At 60.7% G+C, this 17,004-nt stretch carries 15 protein-coding genes and 1 pseudogene; 9 read left to right on the top strand and 7 right to left on the bottom strand.

The window, feature by feature from the left end; all coding sequences use genetic code 11:
* Positions 1–273: 273 nt before the first annotated feature.
* From C4J83_RS29905 to C4J83_RS29885, 5 genes are all read left to right on the top strand, one after another.
* Entirely contained in the window at positions 274–2,307 is a 2,034-nt protein-coding gene (locus C4J83_RS29905) for an ABC transporter permease subunit (RefSeq protein WP_177416181.1), read from the top strand.
* A gap of 15 nt (positions 2,308–2,322) precedes the next feature.
* Complete coding sequence (gene pstA / locus C4J83_RS29900; RefSeq protein WP_106575901.1) at positions 2,323–3,993, top strand: phosphate ABC transporter permease PstA; 1,671 nt, start codon at positions 2,323–2,325, stop codon at positions 3,991–3,993.
* 206 nt (positions 3,994–4,199) lie between these two features.
* Positions 4,200–5,033 carry a phosphate ABC transporter ATP-binding protein PstB gene (gene pstB / locus C4J83_RS29895; RefSeq protein ID WP_056860879.1) on the top strand — a complete coding sequence of 278 codons (834 nt, stop codon included), beginning with the start codon at positions 4,200–4,202 and terminating at the stop codon, positions 5,031–5,033.
* A gap of 111 nt (positions 5,034–5,144) precedes the next feature.
* A complete protein-coding gene (gene phoU / locus C4J83_RS29890; protein ID WP_053258703.1) occupies positions 5,145–5,906 on the top strand; it encodes a phosphate signaling complex protein PhoU in 762 nt (253 codons plus the stop codon).
* A gap of 168 nt (positions 5,907–6,074) precedes the next feature.
* Complete coding sequence (locus C4J83_RS29885) at positions 6,075–6,971, top strand: response regulator (protein WP_106575900.1); 897 nt, start codon at positions 6,075–6,077, stop codon at positions 6,969–6,971.
* A 179-nt stretch (positions 6,972–7,150) separates the two neighbouring features.
* Here C4J83_RS29885 and C4J83_RS29880 read toward each other — a convergent pair whose 3' ends face one another.
* The 3 genes from C4J83_RS29880 to phoB all read right to left on the bottom strand — a co-directional run bounded on the left by C4J83_RS29880 (position 7,151) and on the right by phoB (position 10,871).
* On the bottom strand, positions 7,151–8,491 hold the full coding sequence (locus tag C4J83_RS29880) for a hemolysin family protein (protein ID WP_010207573.1): 1,341 nt from the start codon (positions 8,489–8,491) through the stop codon (positions 7,151–7,153).
* Positions 8,492–8,760: 269 nt separating this feature from the next.
* Positions 8,761–10,047, bottom strand: a complete 1,287-nt coding sequence (gene phoR / locus C4J83_RS29875; RefSeq protein ID WP_218877075.1) for a phosphate regulon sensor histidine kinase PhoR — start codon at positions 10,045–10,047, stop codon at positions 8,761–8,763.
* Between the two features lie 134 nt (positions 10,048–10,181).
* The gene (gene phoB, locus C4J83_RS29870; protein ID WP_003195617.1) at positions 10,182–10,871 is read right to left on the bottom strand and encodes a phosphate regulon transcriptional regulator PhoB; all 690 of its coding nucleotides are present in this window, start codon (positions 10,869–10,871) and stop codon (positions 10,182–10,184) included.
* A 153-nt stretch (positions 10,872–11,024) separates the two neighbouring features.
* On the opposite strand from phoB, the gene C4J83_RS29865 reads away from it, so the two are divergent.
* On the top strand, positions 11,025–11,405 hold the full coding sequence (locus C4J83_RS29865) for a COG4315 family predicted lipoprotein (protein ID WP_106575898.1): 381 nt from the start codon (positions 11,025–11,027) through the stop codon (positions 11,403–11,405).
* A 233-nt stretch (positions 11,406–11,638) separates the two neighbouring features.
* On the opposite strand, the gene ubiA is transcribed toward C4J83_RS29865, so the two are convergent.
* Entirely contained in the window at positions 11,639–12,529 is an 891-nt protein-coding gene (gene ubiA / locus C4J83_RS29860) for a 4-hydroxybenzoate octaprenyltransferase (protein WP_119741106.1), read from the bottom strand.
* Positions 12,529–13,092, bottom strand: a complete 564-nt coding sequence (locus tag C4J83_RS29855) for a chorismate--pyruvate lyase family protein (protein ID WP_124418775.1) — start codon at positions 13,090–13,092, stop codon at positions 12,529–12,531. Before C4J83_RS29855 ends, ubiA begins: the two co-directional genes overlap by 1 nt.
* A 195-nt stretch (positions 13,093–13,287) precedes the next feature.
* Between C4J83_RS29855 and C4J83_RS29850 the strand changes: the two genes are divergently transcribed.
* The 3 genes from C4J83_RS29850 (at position 13,288) to C4J83_RS29840 (ending at position 15,107) form a co-directional block, all read left to right on the top strand.
* Positions 13,288–13,455: a rubredoxin gene (locus C4J83_RS29850; RefSeq protein ID WP_003213373.1), complete on the top strand. Its 168-nt coding sequence runs from the start codon at positions 13,288–13,290 to the stop codon at positions 13,453–13,455.
* Between the two features lie 36 nt (positions 13,456–13,491).
* The gene (locus tag C4J83_RS29845) at positions 13,492–14,640 is read left to right on the top strand and encodes an NAD(P)/FAD-dependent oxidoreductase (protein WP_106575895.1); all 1,149 of its coding nucleotides are present in this window, start codon (positions 13,492–13,494) and stop codon (positions 14,638–14,640) included.
* A 191-nt stretch (positions 14,641–14,831) separates the two neighbouring features.
* Positions 14,832–15,107 carry an HU family DNA-binding protein gene (locus tag C4J83_RS29840; protein WP_003213368.1) on the top strand — a complete coding sequence of 92 codons (276 nt, stop codon included), beginning with the start codon at positions 14,832–14,834 and terminating at the stop codon, positions 15,105–15,107.
* A gap of 81 nt (positions 15,108–15,188) precedes the next feature.
* On the opposite strand, the gene C4J83_RS29835 is transcribed toward C4J83_RS29840, so the two are convergent.
* A complete protein-coding gene (locus tag C4J83_RS29835; RefSeq protein WP_124418774.1) occupies positions 15,189–15,545 on the bottom strand; it encodes a DUF7716 domain-containing protein in 357 nt (118 codons plus the stop codon).
* 394 nt (positions 15,546–15,939) lie between these two features.
* A pseudogene (locus C4J83_RS29830) lies at positions 15,940–16,985 on the bottom strand (RHS repeat domain-containing protein); the annotation flags it as partial.
* Between the last annotated feature and the right edge of the window lie 19 nt (positions 16,986–17,004).

Raw genomic sequence — 17,004 nt, 5'->3', positions numbered from 1 at the left:
CAGGATCGCTAGGGTGTGCGCATGAATGATCTGGCCAATTCCACCATGACGACGACTTCTCCCCCCAAGCGCATTGATTTCAATACGCCTGAGCTGCAACGCAAGCGCCGCATTCGCGCGCTCAAAGATCGCCTGACCCGTTGGTACGTGTTGATCGGCGGCCTCGCCGTCCTCGGCGCCATCACCCTGATTTTCTTCTTTCTTGCCTACGTCGTCGCGCCACTGTTCCAGGGCGCCTCGCTGACCAAGGAAGATGCGCTGACGCCCGCCTGGATGCAGGACGCCGGCAAGCCGTTGATGATCTCCCTCGAAGAGCAGAACCAGGTCGCCATGCGGGTTTCCGACAAGGGCCAGGCGCTGTTCTTTGATGTGGACACCGGCGCCGAGCTCAAGCGTGTTGATTTACCGCTGCCCGCCGGTGCCAGTGTTGCGTCCATTGGTGAAGACCAGCCGGGCAGCCCGCTGGTGATCCTGGGTTTGTCGAATGGCCAGTCCCTGGTGTTCCGCCACACCTATAAGGTGTCTTACCCGGATGGCAAGAAAACCATCACCCCGGCGATTGAATACCCTTACGGCGAAACGCCGATCGTGCTCGACGAGCAGGGTCGCCCGCTGGAGCACGTCGCACTTAATGCCACCGATTCCTCGCTGGTCGTTGCCGGTTCCGCAGGTTCCTACTTGAACGTGCTGAGCCTGAGCCGCGAAGAAAACATGATGACTGGCGAAGTCACCAGCGAGCAGAAGCGTATCGAGCTGCCGCAAATGACCGAGCCGGTAAAGGCGATCTTCATCGACCCACGCCAGCAGTGGCTGTACGTGATCAACGGTCGTGCCCTTGCCGACGTCTTCAGCCTGCGCGAAAAGAGCCTCAATGGTCGCTACAAACTGCTCGAAGACGGTAATGCCGAGATCACCGCCAGCACTCAGCTGGTGGGCGGTATCTCGCTGATCGTGGGTAACTCCAAAGGCGGTCTGGCCCAGTGGTTCATGGCCCGTGACCCGGACGGCGAGCAACGCCTGAAGCAGATCCGTACCTTCCAGATGGGCACCGCGCCCATCGTGGAAATCACCGCTGAAGAACGTCGCAAAGGCTTCACCGCCCTCGACGCGTCCGGCAAGTTCGGCGTGTTCCACAGCACCGCGCACCGCACGCTGCTGGTCGACCCGGTGGTCGATGGCCACGGCGTATTCGGCCTGTCGCCACGCGCCAACCGCGTCATCGTCGAAGCGGGCGGCAAGCTGCAACCGCTGCTGCTGGACAACCCGCACCCGGAAGTGTCCTGGAGCGCGTTGTGGAGCAAGGTCTGGTACGAAAACTACGACGAGCCTAAATACGTCTGGCAATCGACCGCCGCCAACACCGACTTCGAACCCAAGATGAGCCTGGCGCCGCTGACCTTCGGTACCTTGAAGGCCGCGTTCTACGCCATGCTGCTGGCTGCACCGCTGGCCGTTGCTGCGGCGATCTACACCGCCTACTTCATGGCCCCGAGCCTGCGCCGCAAGGTCAAGCCGGTGATCGAACTGATGGAAGCGATGCCGACGGTGATCCTCGGCTTCTTCGCCGGCCTGTTCCTGGCGCCGTATGTCGAAGGGCACTTGCCGGGGATTTTCAGCCTGCTGATGTTGTTGCCGATTGGCATTCTGGTCGCCGGCTTCGTGTTCAGCCGCTTGCCTGAGTCGATCCGCCTGCGCGTTCCGGATGGCTGGGAAAGCGCGATTCTGATCCCGGTGATCCTGTTTGTGGGCTGGCTCTCGCTGTACATGAGCCCGTACCTGGAAACCTGGTTCTTCGGCGGCGACATGCGCATGTGGATCTCTCACGACCTGGGCATCACCTACGACCAGCGCAACGCTCTGGTGGTCGGCCTGGCCATGGGTTTCGCGGTGATCCCGAACATCTACTCCATCGCCGAAGACGCCGTGTTCAGCGTGCCGCGCGGCCTGACCCTGGGCTCCCTGGCCCTGGGCGCCACGCCATGGCAGACCATGACCCGCGTCGTCATCCTGACCGCCAGCCCGGGGATTTTCTCGGCGCTGATGATCGGCATGGGCCGTGCGGTCGGTGAAACCATGATCGTGTTGATGGCCACCGGTAACACGCCGGTGATGGAGATGAACCTGTTCGAAGGCCTGCGCACCCTGGCGGCTAACGTCGCGGTGGAAATGCCCGAGTCGGAAGTCGGCGGCAGCCACTACCGCGTGCTGTTCCTCTCGGCGCTGGTGCTGCTGTTGTTCACCTTCATCATGAACACCCTCGCCGAGCTGATTCGTCAGCGTCTGCGCAAGAAATACTCGTCGCTTTAAGAAAGGTAGAAGTCTGTGAAACAGAACTCCCTGAATGGATGGTTCAAGAGCGGCGCCCCCGGCGTCTGGATCAGCGGTGGCGCGGTGTCCATCGCGGTCATCATGACCATTGGTTTGCTGGCCGTGATTGCCGTGCGTGGCTTGGGCCACTTCTGGCCGGCTGACCTTATCCAGGCCAACTACAACGTGCCGGGCCAGGAAAACCATATCGTCATCGGCGAAGTGGTGCAGAAAGAAGAAGTGCCACGCGAGCGCCTGAAAAGTGCTGGTCTGCCGGTGCCCGACCAAGGCCCGGAATTCATGACCCGCGAGCTGATCAAGGTCGGCAACCGCGACCTGAACGGCAACGACTTCACCTGGATCGTCGGCGAGTGGCTCAAGGACCAGACCAAGCCGGCCAACCTGATGGCCATCGAACGCCGTGAATGGGGCAACTTCTACGGCACCCTGGTCAACGTCAAACAGGACGGCAAGGTCATCGCCGAAGGCGAGGCCGCGTGGCCGGAGCTGCAGGCCCGCGTTGACCGCGTGAACAAGCTGGCGGCGCAACTCAAGAGTCTGGAAAAAACCGACATCGGCGCGATCAATGCCGGGCTGGAGCGTATCCGCCTGCACGGTCGAAAGCTGGAGCTGGAAGGCAAGCTCGACGCTACCGCCCAAGCTGATATGGACTCGGACCGCGCAGAACTGAACAACCGCTACAAGGACATCGAAGCGCGCCTGGCGGACCTGCACACGCAGTTCAACCGCGACAGCCTGACGGCGCGCGACGCTAACGGCAAAGAAGTGGAAATCGGCATCGGCAAGGTGGTGCACGCCTACCAGCCGAACGCCATGGGCACGATGACCAAAATCGGCTTCTACTTCAGCAAGGTCTGGGAATTCCTCAGCGATGACCCACGGGAAGCCAACACCGAAGGCGGGATCTTCCCGGCGATTTTCGGCACCGTGATGATGACCCTGATCATGGCGATGATCGTGACGCCGTTCGGCGTACTGGCGGCGGTGTACCTGCGCGAATATGCCAAGCAGAACACCCTGACGCGGATTATCCGCATTGCGGTGAACAACCTGGCGGGCGTACCGGCCATCGTCTACGGCGTGTTCGGCCTGGGCTTCTTCGTGTATGTGCTGGGTGGCTCGGTTGACCGTCTGTTCTTCGCCGAAGCCCTGCCGGCACCCACGTTCGGTACGCCGGGCCTGCTGTGGGCCTCGCTGACCCTGGCGCTGCTGGCGGTGCCGGTAGTGATCGTGGCCACCGAAGAAGGCCTGGCGCGGATTCCCCGCACCGTGCGCGAGGGTTCGTTGGCACTGGGCGCGACCAAGGCAGAAACGCTGTGGAAGATCGTGCTGCCGATGGCCAGCCCGGCGATGATGACCGGCATGATTCTCGCCGTGGCCCGCGCCGCCGGTGAAGTGGCGCCGCTGATGCTGGTGGGTGTGGTGAAACTGGCGCCGTCGCTGCCGGTGGACGGCAACTACCCGTACCTGCACCTGGACCAGAAGATCATGCACCTGGGCTTCCATATCTATGACGTCGGCTTCCAGAGCCCCAACGTCGAAGCTGCGCGGCCGTTGGTCTACGCCACCGCCTTGCTGCTGGTGCTGGTGATCGCCACGCTCAACTTGTCGGCGGTGTGGATCCGTAACCACCTGCGCGAAAAATACAAGGCGCTGGACAGCTAATTGAAGTGAACGCGTACTAAATGTGGGAGCGGGCTTGCTCGCGAATGCGGTGTATCAGAAACACTTGGGCTGGCTGACAGACCGCATTCGCGAGCAAGCCCGCTCCCACACTGAACCGCGCCGGACACAGATTTGAGATAAACCGCCAGGCCCAATCATGGGGCCATCGGTTCAACGAAACGAATTGGTAGCACAGGGAGCATCCCATGCAACACGAAACCCACACCCACGGCATTAACATGTCGGCCCTGGGTCGCGACAAGCAGAGCCTGAGCCTGGCCCAGGAAACCGTGGCCATCGAAGTGCCGGGCCTGAGCCTGTACTACGGTGAGAAGCAGGCGCTGTTCGACGTCAGCATGAACATCCCCAAGCAGCGCGTGACCGCCTTCATCGGCCCGTCCGGCTGCGGCAAGTCGACGTTGCTGCGCACCTTCAACCGCATGAACGACCTGGTCGACGGTTGCCGTGTAGAAGGCGCGATCAACCTCTACGGCACCAACATCTACCGCAAGGGCGAGGACGTGGCCGAGCTGCGCCGCCGGGTGGGCATGGTGTTTCAGAAGCCCAACCCGTTTCCCAAGACCATCTACGAAAACGTGGTCTACGGCCTGCGCATTCAGGGCATCAACAAAAAACGCATCCTCGACGAGGCCGTTGAATGGGCGCTCAAAGGCGCGGCACTGTGGGATGAGGTCAAGGACCGCCTGCACGAGTCGGCCCTCGGTTTGTCCGGCGGCCAGCAGCAACGTCTGGTGATCGCCCGCACCATCGCCGTGGAGCCGGAAGTGCTGCTGCTTGACGAACCCTGCTCGGCACTCGACCCGATCTCCACATTGAAAGTCGAAGAGCTGATCTACGAACTGAAATCCAAGTTCACCATCGTCATCGTGACCCACAACATGCAACAGGCGGCGCGGGTTTCCGACTACACCGCGTTCATGTACATGGGCAAGCTGGTGGAATTTGGCGACACCGATACCCTGTTCACCAACCCGGCGAAGAAGCAGACCGAAGACTACATCACCGGTCGCTATGGCTAGCCCCAGCTGCACGCCGCACGTTTCAAGCGGCAAGTAAAAGCAGTTTGATCAACGACACACATCAGCTTGCAGCTTGTAGCCTGCGGCTTACAGCTTTTGCGGAGCAAACCCATGATTAGCAAAGAAGGCCTTACCCATCACATCTCCGCGCAGTTCAACGCCGAGCTTGAGGAGGTGCGCAGCCACCTCCTGGCGATGGGCGGGCTGGTGGAGAAGCAAGTCAACGACGCCGTCACCGCGCTGATCGAGGCCGACTCGGGCCTGGCCCAGCAAGTGCGTGAAATCGATGACCAGATCAACCAGATGGAACGCAACATCGACGAAGAATGCCTGCGCATTCTGGCGCGGCGCCAGCCGGCGGCGTCTGACCTGCGTTTGATCATCAGCATCTCCAAGTCGGTGATCGACCTGGAGCGCATCGGTGACGAAGCCACCAAGATCGCCCGTCGCGCCATCCAGTTGTGCGAAGAAGGCGAAGCGCCGCGCGGTTACGTGGAAGTGCGCCACATCGGCGACCAGGTGCGCAACATGGTGCGCGACGCCCTCGACGCTTTTGCCCGCTTCGACGCCGAGCTGGCATTGTCGGTAGCGCAGTACGACAAGACCATCGACCGCGAATACAAGACCGCACTGCGCGAGCTGGCGACCTACATGATGGAAGACCCGCGCTCTATCTCGCGGGTCTTGAACATCATCTGGGTGCTGCGTTCGCTGGAGCGTATCGGCGACCACGCGCGCAATATCTCGGAACTGGTGATTTACCTGGTACGCGGTACCGACGTGCGGCACATGGGCCTCAAGCGCATGAAAGCCGAAGTTGAAGGCACAGCCGATCAAATCCCTAATGTTCCGGGCGAATCTGACGATAAGTAAGGTTGCCCGAGAAATTAACGCCCGGCCTTTGGTCGGGCGTTTTCGTTTGCGGCATCTGAATTTTTTGCGCGGCAGGAACAATAAAGTCCTTCTGTGACCCGCGAGTTTTGGCAAAATGCCATCAGTCAGGCGTTTTGCGTGCCGAAGTTTTTATAGGATGAAGGGTCGATGAGTAAAGTCAGTGTATTGGTGGTGGACGATGCCTCGTTTATCCGCGACCTGGTGAAGAAGTGCCTGCGCAACTACTTTCCGGGGATCAAGATCGAAGATGCGGTGAACGGTAAAAAGGCGCAATCCATCCTGATGCGCGAGACCTTCGACCTGGTGCTGTGCGACTGGGAAATGCCCGAGATGTCAGGCCTGGAGTTGCTGACCTGGTGCCGCGAGCAGGCCCATCTCAAAGCCATGCCGTTCGTGATGGTGACCAGCCGTGGCGACAAGGAAAACGTGGTGCAGGCCATTCAGGCCGGCGTCTCCGGCTACGTCAGCAAGCCGTTCACCAACGAGCAATTGCTGAACAAGGTCAAGCAGGCCCTGCACAAGATCGGTCGCCTCGACGCGCTGATCGCCAGTGCGCCGACCAAAATGAATTCGGCTTTTGGCAACGACTCCCTGAGCGCCCTGACCGGCGGCAAGCCTGAAGCCGTGAAACCGGCGCCGGTGGCTGCGCCAAGCAAAGGCCTGCTCAACAGCCCGCCGGTGCAAACGCCAGCGGCATCGCCGGCCGGCGGCCGTGGCCAAGGCCAGCTGCGCCTGTCCAGCGGCACCCAGCAATGCGTGATCAAAGCGCTGAGCATCAAGGAAGCGCTGCTGGTGGTGCGCCGTGGTGAAGTCCTGCCGCAGGTACTGGAAAGCGCGGTGCTCGACCTTGAGCAAGGCGACAACGCCGAAGTGGCCCGCCTCAACGGCTACCTGCACGCCGTCGTCGCCTACGAGCCCAAGCCCGACAGCGACTGGCTGCAGCTGACCTTCCGGTTTATCGACCAGGACGCGCAGAAACTCGACTACATCTCCCGCCTGATCGCACGCGGCACGGCGCAGAAGCACTTTGTGCCGGGTGCGTGATGACAGCGCAGACGCTGTCGATAAACATCACACACTAAAGGTGGGAGCGGGCTTGCTCGCGAATGCGGACTCTCAGTCATTGAATGCATCGACTGAACCAGCGCTTTCGCGAGCAAGCCCGCTCCCACAGGTTGATTTTCATTGTTTGGCCGAAGGTGCACGGCCATCACCTTTGCAGATCAATCCAGCAACAGCACCTTGGCCAGCACGATCTTCGGCCCTTTCATCTTCTTGATGATGATTCGCAAGCCTTCAACCTCCAGCACTTCTTCCTCTTCCGGCACGCGTTTGAGGGTGTCGTAGATCAGCCCGGCGAGGGTTTCGGCTTCGATGTGGTCCAGGTCGACGCCCAGCAGGCGTTCCACCTTGAACAGCGGCGTGTCGCCACGCACCAGCAGTTTGCCCGGTTGGTAGGCGAGAATGCCGCGTTCGGCCTTGCGGTGTTCGTCCTGGATATCGCCGACCAGCACTTCCAGCACGTCTTCCATGGTCAGGTAGCCGATGATCTTGCCGTCGGCTTCCTCTACCAGAGCAAAGTGCGCGCCGCCTTTGCGGAACTGCTCCAGCAACTGCGACAACGGCATATGGCGCGATACGCGCTCCAGCGGGCGGGTCAGCTCGGCCAGGTTGAACGACTCGGGGATGTGGTCCAGAGCCGCCAGTTCCAGCAGCAAGTCCTTGATGTGCAGCAGGCCGACAAACTCGTTGCGCACCGCGTCATACACCGGGTAGCGGCTGAATTTGTGGCGGCGGAACAGCGCGAGGATTTCCTTGAGCGGGGCGTTGAAGTCGAGGGTGACCAGGTCTTCGCGAGAGTTGGCCCAGTCCACCACTTCCAGTTCGCCCATTTCCACGGCGGAGGCGAGTACACGCATGCCTTGGTCGCTCGGGTCCTGGCCACGGCTGGAGTGCAGGATCAGCTTGAGTTCTTCACGGCTGTAATGGTGCTCATGGTGCGGGCCAGGCTCGCCTTGGCCGGCAATACGCAAGATGGCGTTTGCGCTGGCGTTGAGCAGGTAAATCGCCGGGTACATCGCCCAGTAGAACAGGTACAACGGCACCGCGGTCCACAGCGACAGCAACTCGGGTTTGCGGATGGCCCAGGATTTAGGCGCCAATTCACCCACCACGATGTGCAGGTAGGAGATCACAAAGAAGGCGGCAAAGAACGACACGCCTTTGATCACTTCCGGCGACTCTACGCCCACCGCGCCCAGCAACGGCTCGAGGATATGCGCAAAAGCTGGCTCACCGACCCAGCCCAGGCCCAGGGAGGCCAGGGTGATACCCAGCTGGCAGGCCGACAGGTAGGCGTCGAGCTGGCTGTGCACGGTGCGCAGGATCTGCCCGCGCCAGCCGTTCTTGTGGGCGATGGCCTCGACCCGGGTGGCGCGCAGTTTGACCATGGCGAATTCCGCCGCAACGAAGAAACCGTTGAGCAGTACCAGGATCAGTGCAAAAAGAATCATGCCGAAGTCGGCGAAGAGTGTGGCGAGGGTGATACCAGGGGAAGGGTCCATGATGGGGTTTTGCAGGTTCCGTGTGTTCAATAAGGAGTGACAGAAGGGCCTGTAAGGCAGGCGCAAGTCGGCCAATGTAGCGGCTGACGGGGCGCTTGCCTAGTGCTCGCTGCCGGGCGGGGCAAGGAATGCGTTCCTGGAAACGATGCAAGTCCAGTATGGGAGCTGGCTTGCCTGCGATAGCGGACTGTCAGTTGGCGTATTTTCAGCTGACCCACCGCCATCGCAGGCAAGCCAGCTCCCACACTTAACCCAGCGTCGCTTTCGGGTTATTCATCTGTGCCGATCACCCGCGAACGCGTCACCTGCGTCGGCGGAAAGTGGCAGGTAAACGTGCTGCCATGCCCCAGCACACTGCTGATTTCCAGCCGTGCGCGATGGCGCAACAGCACATGCTTGACGATGGCCAGGCCCAGCCCGGTGCCGCCGGTGTTGGAGTTGCGGCTGGAGTCGACGCGGTAGAAGCGCTCGGTCAGGCGCGGCAAGTGTTTGGCGTCGATGCCGATGCCGGAGTCCTGCACGCTCAGGTGTGCGCCGTGTTCATCGGCCCACCAGCGAATGCGGATATTGCCCTTGTCCTGGGTGTACTTCACGGCGTTGAACACCAGGTTGGAAAACGCGCTGCGCAACTCGCCCTCGCTGCCTTTGAGCAGCACCAGCGGGTCGGCGTCCAGGCTGATCTGCTGCCCGCGCTCGCCGGATAGCGCCTGGGCGTCATTCTTGATGGTCTGCAACAGGCTCTGCACGGCGACGGGATGGTTGTCCGACGGGTAATCGGTGGCCTCAAGCTTGGCCAGCAACAGCAGGTCGTTGAGCAGGGTCTGCATGCGCGAGCCCTGTTGCTGCATTTGCTGCAGGGCGCGGCTCCAGCGCGGGTTGATCTCGTCGACGTTGTCCAGCAGCGTCTCCAGGTAGCCGCAGATCACCGTCAACGGCGTGCGCAGTTCGTGGGAGACGTTGGCGACGAAGTCTTTGCGCATCTGTTCCAGCTGGTGGATGCGGGTCACGTCGCGCACCAGCATCAGGTGCTCGTTGTTGCCGTAGCGCGTCAGGTACAGCTGGATGCGCACGCGGTCATTGGTGGGCGAGGGGATTTCCAGGGCTTCTTCGTAATTGTCCTGCTCGAAGTATTCCTTGAAGCGCGGGTGGCGCACCAGGTTGGTCACCGGCTGGCCGCTGTCCTGGGGCGTCTTGAGGCCCAGCAGGGTTTCGGCGGCGCGGTTCCACCATTCCAGGTTGCCGTCGCTGTCGAGCATGATCACCGCGTCCTTGAGCGCGGCGGTGGACTCCTGCACCCGGTCGATCACCGCCTGCAGGCGCCCGCGAACCCGTTGGTCACGACGTTGCAAGTGGTAGATGCTGTCGAACACCTCGCCCCACAGGCCGTAGCCGTCAGGCGGTGCTTCGTCGGGTTTGTGCTGGCGCAGCCATTCATGCAGGCGCAGCAGCTGTTTGAGGGTCCAGCCCAGGTACAGACCGATGCCGACGGCCAGGCTCCAGCCGTATTGGCCGCTGACCAGGCCGACCACCAGGCAGCCGGTGATCAATAACAGCATGTGGCGGATCAGGGTGCCATGCCAGTTCTGGTTCACAATCGGTCCTTCGGACAGTGAAAATTTTCAGGCTGCAAGCTTCAAGTCAGAGCGGATGGGCTTCAACTCCGCTTGTAGCTAACTGCTTTTAGCTGCTTTCAACCTTTGGTTGAAAACCGATAGCCGGTGCCGCGCACGGTTTGTACCAGATTCTCGTAGGCGTCGCCCAAGGCTTTGCGCAGGCGGCGGATGTGCACGTCGACGGTGCGCTCTTCCACATACACATTGCCGCCCCACACCTGGTCCAACAGTTGGCCACGGGTGTAGGCGCGTTCCTGATGGGTCATGAAAAATTGCAGCAGACGGTATTCGGTCGGGCCCATCTCGGCTGGCTTGCCATCGATGGTCACGCGGTGGCTGATCGGGTCCAGGATCAGGCCGTCGACTTCGATCGGCGCTTCGCCATCGGTAGGGCCAGCACGGCGCAGCACGGCCTTCAGGCGGGCAACCAGCTCGCGTGGGGAAAATGGCTTGGTGATGTAGTCATCGGCGCCAACTTCCAGGCCCTGAATCTTGTTGTCCTCTTCGCCTTTGGCCGTGAGCATGATGATCGGGATGTCCCCGGTCAGCTCGTCACGCTTGAGGCGGCGTGCCAGCTCGATGCCGGAAGTGCCGGGCAGCATCCAGTCCAGCAGGATCAGGTCCGGCTTGCGGTCGACGATAATGGCATGGGCCTGCTGGGAGTTCTCCGCCTCCAGGCAGTCATAGCCGGCCATTTCCAACGCAACGGCGATCATCTCGCGAATGGGCGCTTCGTCGTCAACGATCAGAATGCTCCTGCCAACCATGCCTAAATCCTCTTGTCATTTAACTGTCTTGCGCCGCATTAGATAACGGAATTATTGCAGTCGTGTGACAGTAATTTAGTCGCTTGGGCAATTCTCGGCACTCTGGACTACCCTTTGGGTCCGAATCCTGACAACCACAAAAGGAAGGTTCCGATGACTCACAGTACTTTTTCCTGGAAAGCCCTGCTGGTAACGGCCGCGTTGACGCTGCCGACACTGGCGTTTGCGGCGGAGCCGGCGATGACCAAAGACGGCATGCTGGTGGACCACAAGGGCATGACGCTCTACACCTTTGCCAAGGACTCGGGTGACAAGTCCATGTGCAACGACAAGTGCGCCACCAACTGGCCGCCGTTGATGGCCGAATCCACCGACAAGCCGATGGGCAAGTGGACCGTCATCACCCGTGATGATCAAAAAAGCCAATGGGCCTACAGCGGCAAGCCGCTTTACACCTTCGTGATGGACAAGAAGGCCGGTGACATGACCGGTGACGGCAAAATGGACGGTGCCTGGAAGGTCGCCAAGCCCTGACCACCTGACGGCCAGCGAGCTGGTTGTGGCGAGCAGGCCGGTTAAAGCAACGGGCTTGTTGTGGGCTGAGGGCCTGTCGTGGCGAGCGGGCTTGCCCCGCGTTGGGCTGCGAAGCAGCCCTGAAACCTGACGCCTCGGTCTTTGTGACAAAACACAGTGGCCCTGAGAGGGGCCGCTACGCGGACCAACGCGGGGCAAGCCCGCTCGCCACAACAAGCCCGCTCTCCACAGGGTCAACGAAACGCGTAATCCGCAACGATCCCGACAAAAATTGCCAAGCCGGCCCAGTGGTTGTGCAAAAACGCCTTGAAGCATTTCAGCCGGTCCTTGTCGCGGGTGTACCAGAACTCCCAGGCAAAGCAGCCTGCCGCCGCCAGCAACCCCAGGTGGAACCAGCCGCCCAACTCGAACCGCATACCCGCCAGCACCAGGCAGACCAGCGACAAACCTTGCAACATAAGGATGATCACGCGGTCGGCATCGCCGAACAGAATGGCAGTGGATTTCACGCCGATCTTCAAGTCGTCGTCGCGGTCGGTCATCGCGTAATACGTGTCATAGCCCACCGTCCACAACAGGTTGGCGATGTACAGCAGCCACGCCGTGGCAGGCAGGTGACCGGTCTCAGCGGTGAACGCCATCGGCATGCCCCACGAAAATGCCGCGCCCAGTACCACTTGCGGGTAATAGGTGTAGCGCTTCATGAACGGGTAGCTCGCCGCCAACGCCAGGCCGCCGAGTGACAGCAGGATGGTGGTGGCGTTGGTCAGCAACACCAGCAGGAAGCTGATGCCCATCAGCACCGCAAAAAACACCAGCGCTTCTTTGGAACTGATCTTGCCGCTCACCAGTGGGCGTTGTTCGGTGCGTTTCACGTGGCCGTCGACCTTGCGATCGGCCCAGTCATTGATCACACAGCCACCGGCGCGGGTCAGCACCACGCCGAGCACGAAAATCACGATATTGAGCAGGGACGGCGAGCCCTTGCCGGCAATCCACAGCGCCCACAGCGTCGGCCACAACAGCAGGTAAATGCCGATGGGCTTGTCCATGCGGGTCAACTGAATGAAATCCCAGGCCCTGGGGTTCAGGTGGTTCAGGGACTTGAGCAGACGTTGATACATCAGTAGTTCTCCGCACGGTCATGCAACGCCTGCCAGAAGCCCGGCAGGAAAATTTCCGCCACCAGCACGCTCAGCGACCCGCGATCAAAGCGCGAGCGGCGTCCCCACAACCCGTCGGCCTGATCCGCAGTCGGCAGCCATTGCCGTGGGTAGTGGCACACCTCGATGGCCTGGCGGGTGAAGGCGTGGTCGCAAAACAGCAACTCGCCCAGCGAACGGCTGCCCAGTTCGTCCATGTGCAGCCCGTCGCCTTGCAAGGCACTGCGCGCCGCCACGCTGCGCGCGAACACCCACGGCTGACCATGGCCGCGCAGATACACCTCGCGCACCCAACCGACAGTGGCCGGGGCCAGGTTCAGCGCCGCGCATTCATCGTCGCGCAGCGCTTGCCAACCTTCGAACAGCGGCGTCACGCTGAAGCCATCGTCGGACAGCCCCGTCAGCCGGCGCGTCAGCGAGCCTTCGTCGAACAGCCAGTCAAGGGTCAAGGGCGCTGGCAGTGGGCTCAGAAGGCTCTGGGTCAGCCATTGGCAAGCATCGGGAGGGGCGATTGAGTGCGGCACGGTGAGTCAGTATTGGCAGCAAAAGAGGCGGCGAGCTTACCATGGCATCCTGAGCTTTTGCCGGGCTGAACCGGCCGTTTGCGCCGAACATGCTTGCATCTGCCGGCTCCGATCAGTACAAAACGCCCTGAGCCGCACGGCAACGTTGGTCTATCGACCGTCGGCCAAGATGCCTGGACCCTGAGGAAGCAAGTAATGAAGAAGTGGCAATGTGTAGTCTGCGGCCTGATCTATGACGAAAAAGACGGCTGGCCGGATGACGGTATCGCACCGGGCACCCTGTGGCAGGACGTTCCGGAAGACTGGCTGTGCCCGGACTGCGGCGTGGGCAAAATGGATTTCGAAATGATCGAAATCGGTTAATCGTCGATTTTTGAAACGTACTTCAAGGAGAAAGGAATGAACGCACCTGTCGTGATCATCGGCACAGGATTGGCCGGTTACAACGTGGCCCGGGAGTTTCGCAAGCTCGATAGCGAGACCCCGTTGCTGCTGATCACCGCAGATGACGGGCGCTCCTACTCCAAGCCCATGCTCTCCACCGGCTTTGGCAAGAACAAGGAAGCCGACGGCCTGAGCATGGCCGAACCGGGCGCCATGGCCGAGCAACTCAAGGCCGAAGTGCGCACCCACACCCGCATCAGCGGCATCGACCCGGGCCACAAACGCCTGTGGATCGGCGAGGAAGCGGTGATCTACCGCGACCTGATCCTGGCCTGGGGCGCAGAAACCGTGCGTGTCCCGGTCGAAGGCGACGCGGCTGAGCTGATTTTCCCCATCAACGACCTCGAAGATTACGCACGCTTTCGTGCCGCCGCCGCCGGCAAACGCCGGGTGCTGCTGCTCGGCGCCGGGCTGATCGGCTGTGAGTTCGCCAACGACCTGATCCTTGGCGGCTACGAAATCGACCTGGTGGCGCCGTGCGAGCAGGTCATGCCGACCCTGCTGCACCCGGCGGCAGCCGCTGCCGTGCAGGCCGGGCTGGAAGGCCTTGGCGCGCGTTTCCACCTGGGCCCTGTGCTCAACCGCCTGCAGCGCACGGCTGATGGCCTGGAAGCGCACCTGTCCGACGGTGAAGTGATTCACTGCGACCTGGTGGTTTCGGCCATCGGCCTGCGCCCAAGGGTGGACCTGGCCGCCGCCGCCGGCCTGCAAATCAACCGTGGAATCATGGTCGACCGCCACCTCAAGACTTCCCACGCCAACATCTACGCGTTGGGCGACTGCGCCGAGGTCGATGGCCTGAACCTGCTCTATGTGATGCCGCTGATGAGCTGCGCCCGCGCCCTGGCCCAGACCCTGGCCGGCAACGCCACGGCCGTGAGCTACGGGCCGATGCCGATCACCGTGAAAACCCCGATCTGCCCACTGGTGGTTTCGCCACCGCCACGCGGCACCGAAGGCGTGTGGAGCGTCGAAGGGCAGGGCGCCGACATCAAGGCCTTGTGCCGCGACGCCAGCGGCCGCCTGCTCGGCTACGCGCTGACCGGCAGCGCCGTGATGGAAAAACTGGCCTTGAACAAAGAACTTCCGCCGTTACTGGCGTAAATACCGGTCGTTCTGTCGGAATCAGCACGTTCTTACCTCTATAAAGGTCGCCACGAGACTGGCGGAGCGTGCGAGGGCATGCCATCCTCACTCCCGTCTGCCGCAGAGTAGAGCCTGCGGCGCCTTGGGCGCTGCTCCACAAGAGAGCAGCACGGACATAACAACAAAAAACCGTCAAAGAGGCTTCACTTATGCGTAAACCAGAACTCGCAGCCGCCATCGCTGAAAAAGCGGATCTCACCAAAGAACAGGCCAACCGCGTACTCAACGCCGTTCTCGAAGAAATCACCGGCGCCCTGCACCGCAAGGACAGCGTCACACTGGTTGGATTCGGCACCTTCCTGCAACGCCACCGCGGCGCCCGCACCGGCAAAAACCCGCAAACCGGTGAGCCGGTGAAGATCAAGGCCAGCAACACCGTTGCGTTCAAGCCGGGCAAGTCGCTCAAAGACAGCGTCAACCCGTAAGAGCGGTACCGTCTGAAGGGAGGCGGGTTGGAAAAAAATGGGCACGCCGACTGGGTCGGGTGCCCATTTTTTGGATAGGAATCAGGCTTCCATGAAGTCGTCGTATTCCCGATAGTGATTGATTGCTCGGATCAAAATATCACTATCTGGCGCCTTAACCTTCTTTTGAATAACTTCGAATATGGCTTGAAGCGTTTGCACATCCAGCCAGGTTTCGACGTTTTCTTTTTCCAAGGACTTGGGGATAAGCTCGCCGGCAGAATTCTCGACTGTTTTATCGTCTTCCTCGAGATCGTCAATTTCGTCCTCGGAAATGAGGTAGAAAATTGCTTTCTCTGGTTCTTCTTCCCATTTATCCAGGTTGGTATAGACCCAGTCGTTATCGGTATGGGAGTTGACGGTGCTGAACAGGTTGGTGATGCCTTGCATCTTTTTCATCAGTAACTCCTCATTTTCTACAAGATGACCCGCCACCCCAGGTTTTTCTGCCGCCTACTCGTTTTCCGTTACGGCCTTTCGGGTGGTAGTCGCCGTGACGGTTTTTGTGGTCTTCGTGACTGACCAGCTGCAAATTGCCACCTACTACAGGGTGGTGATGCCAGGTCGAGCCCTTCATTGCTGTTGTTCTGAACTTGCCATTTTTCTTCGGCGCAACCCATTTTGAGATGCCTGGGTGTTTTGCTTCGACACTTGCTTGCAATGCGGGATCGTTCTTCATCGCGTAATGCAGTTGTCTGTTGGATTCGGCGAAATGTACAGAGTCCTTTGAGCGCCAGATTTCTTTGTTGATGTGGGCTTCGTACGATACGTCATAGACCCCTGGATTTGAGCTGGCCCATCCCCAAGGGTCGATCCATGAGACCGGGTTCGGCCCATATTGATAGAAGTTATGACCCCCGGCTAGCCCGATGGGATCCGGCGTCGTAAACCGCCCCACATCCGGATCATAAAACCTGAACGTATTGAAATGCAGCCCCGTCTCCCGGTCCAGATACTGTCCCTGAAACCGTAGATTTTGTTCCTCGATGTAATAAGGTTCGCGCGCCTCTTCCAGCGTGTTGCCCCAGACCCGATAAGTCGCTTGCCAGACGCTGTGTCCGTCAGCTTCGGTCAGTTGCTCCGGCAACCCGTTCAGGTCGTTGTGGTAGTAACGAATTTTCTGCAGTGGGCCGTCACCGTCGACGCGGGCCAACGGTTGATAGCCGCCGTCGTCTTCATACACATAAAGACTGGTTTGACTGTGCTTGTGCTCCTGCAACAACCGCAGCCCATCCCACGTGAACCGGGTTTCCCCCAACGGATACCCATCGCTGCCATGCTCGGTTTTTTCAACCCGTCGCCCCAGCGGGTCGTAGACCATCCTGACCACGCTGCCGCTTTCATTACGCACTTCAACCAACCGGCTTTCTGCGTCATACACAAACCGCTGCACGCCGCGTTTGGCGCTGCGTTTTTCGATCATCCGTCCAAACGCATCGTAGCGATAACGCTTGTCCTGATAGGTCAGCAGCTTGTTATGCACCACTAACCCGGCGCCCGTCTGCGGGCCGTCGATCAGGTTGTCGGCGGGGTCGTATTCGAACTGCTTTTGCGTCGCCGCAGGCATCAGCGATGGCTGGCTGTTAAGGCGGCGTTGACGTGAGCGCAGGCGGCCGCTGCGGTCGCGTTCGAAATCGCTGATCACCTGGCCGTCGAGGTTGATCTGGTGCAGGTGGCCGCTGCCGTAGTACAGGCGCTTGAGCCAGCGCCCGTCCGGCAGTTGGGTCTGGATCAGGTTTTCGAGTTCGTCGTAGTGATGTTGCAGCTTGCCGCCGGCACTCGCTCGGCGAGCAACTGACCGTGGACGTCGTAGGCGAAGCGCAGGGCTTGGGAATTGCCAAAGGGTAGGGATTTATTT

It is taken from the genome of Pseudomonas sp. LBUM920, from assembly GCF_003852315.1.
Lineage (GTDB): Bacteria > Pseudomonadota > Gammaproteobacteria > Pseudomonadales > Pseudomonadaceae > Aquipseudomonas.
Note: the sequence above shows the minus strand (reverse complement) of the source record. Positions and strands in the feature narration are given on the sequence as shown.

Bases quoted from the DNA above. Each gene is read 5' to 3' on its own strand.
- C4J83_RS29905 (WP_177416181.1), top strand. From the start codon at position 274: ATGCAGGACGCCGGCAAGCCGTTGATGATCTCCCTCGAAGAGCAGAAC.
- pstB (WP_056860879.1), top strand. From the start codon at position 4,200: ATGCAACACGAAACCCACACCCACGGCATTAACATGTCGGCCCTGGGT.
- phoU (WP_053258703.1), top strand. From the start codon at position 5,145: ATGATTAGCAAAGAAGGCCTTACCCATCACATCTCCGCGCAGTTCAAC.
- C4J83_RS29885 (WP_106575900.1), top strand. From the start codon at position 6,075: ATGAGTAAAGTCAGTGTATTGGTGGTGGACGATGCCTCGTTTATCCGC.
- C4J83_RS29880 (WP_010207573.1), bottom strand. From the start codon at position 8,491: ATGGACCCTTCCCCTGGTATCACCCTCGCCACACTCTTCGCCGACTTC.
- phoR (WP_218877075.1), bottom strand. From the start codon at position 10,047: ATGCTGTTATTGATCACCGGCTGCCTGGTGGTCGGCCTGGTCAGCGGC.
- phoB (WP_003195617.1), bottom strand. From the start codon at position 10,871: ATGGTTGGCAGGAGCATTCTGATCGTTGACGACGAAGCGCCCATTCGC.
- C4J83_RS29865 (WP_106575898.1), top strand. From the start codon at position 11,025: ATGACTCACAGTACTTTTTCCTGGAAAGCCCTGCTGGTAACGGCCGCG.
- ubiA (WP_119741106.1), bottom strand. From the start codon at position 12,529: ATGTATCAACGTCTGCTCAAGTCCCTGAACCACCTGAACCCCAGGGCC.
- C4J83_RS29850 (WP_003213373.1), top strand. From the start codon at position 13,288: ATGAAGAAGTGGCAATGTGTAGTCTGCGGCCTGATCTATGACGAAAAA.
- C4J83_RS29845 (WP_106575895.1), top strand. From the start codon at position 13,492: ATGAACGCACCTGTCGTGATCATCGGCACAGGATTGGCCGGTTACAAC.
- C4J83_RS29840 (WP_003213368.1), top strand. From the start codon at position 14,832: ATGCGTAAACCAGAACTCGCAGCCGCCATCGCTGAAAAAGCGGATCTC.
- C4J83_RS29835 (WP_124418774.1), bottom strand. From the start codon at position 15,545: ATGAAAAAGATGCAAGGCATCACCAACCTGTTCAGCACCGTCAACTCC.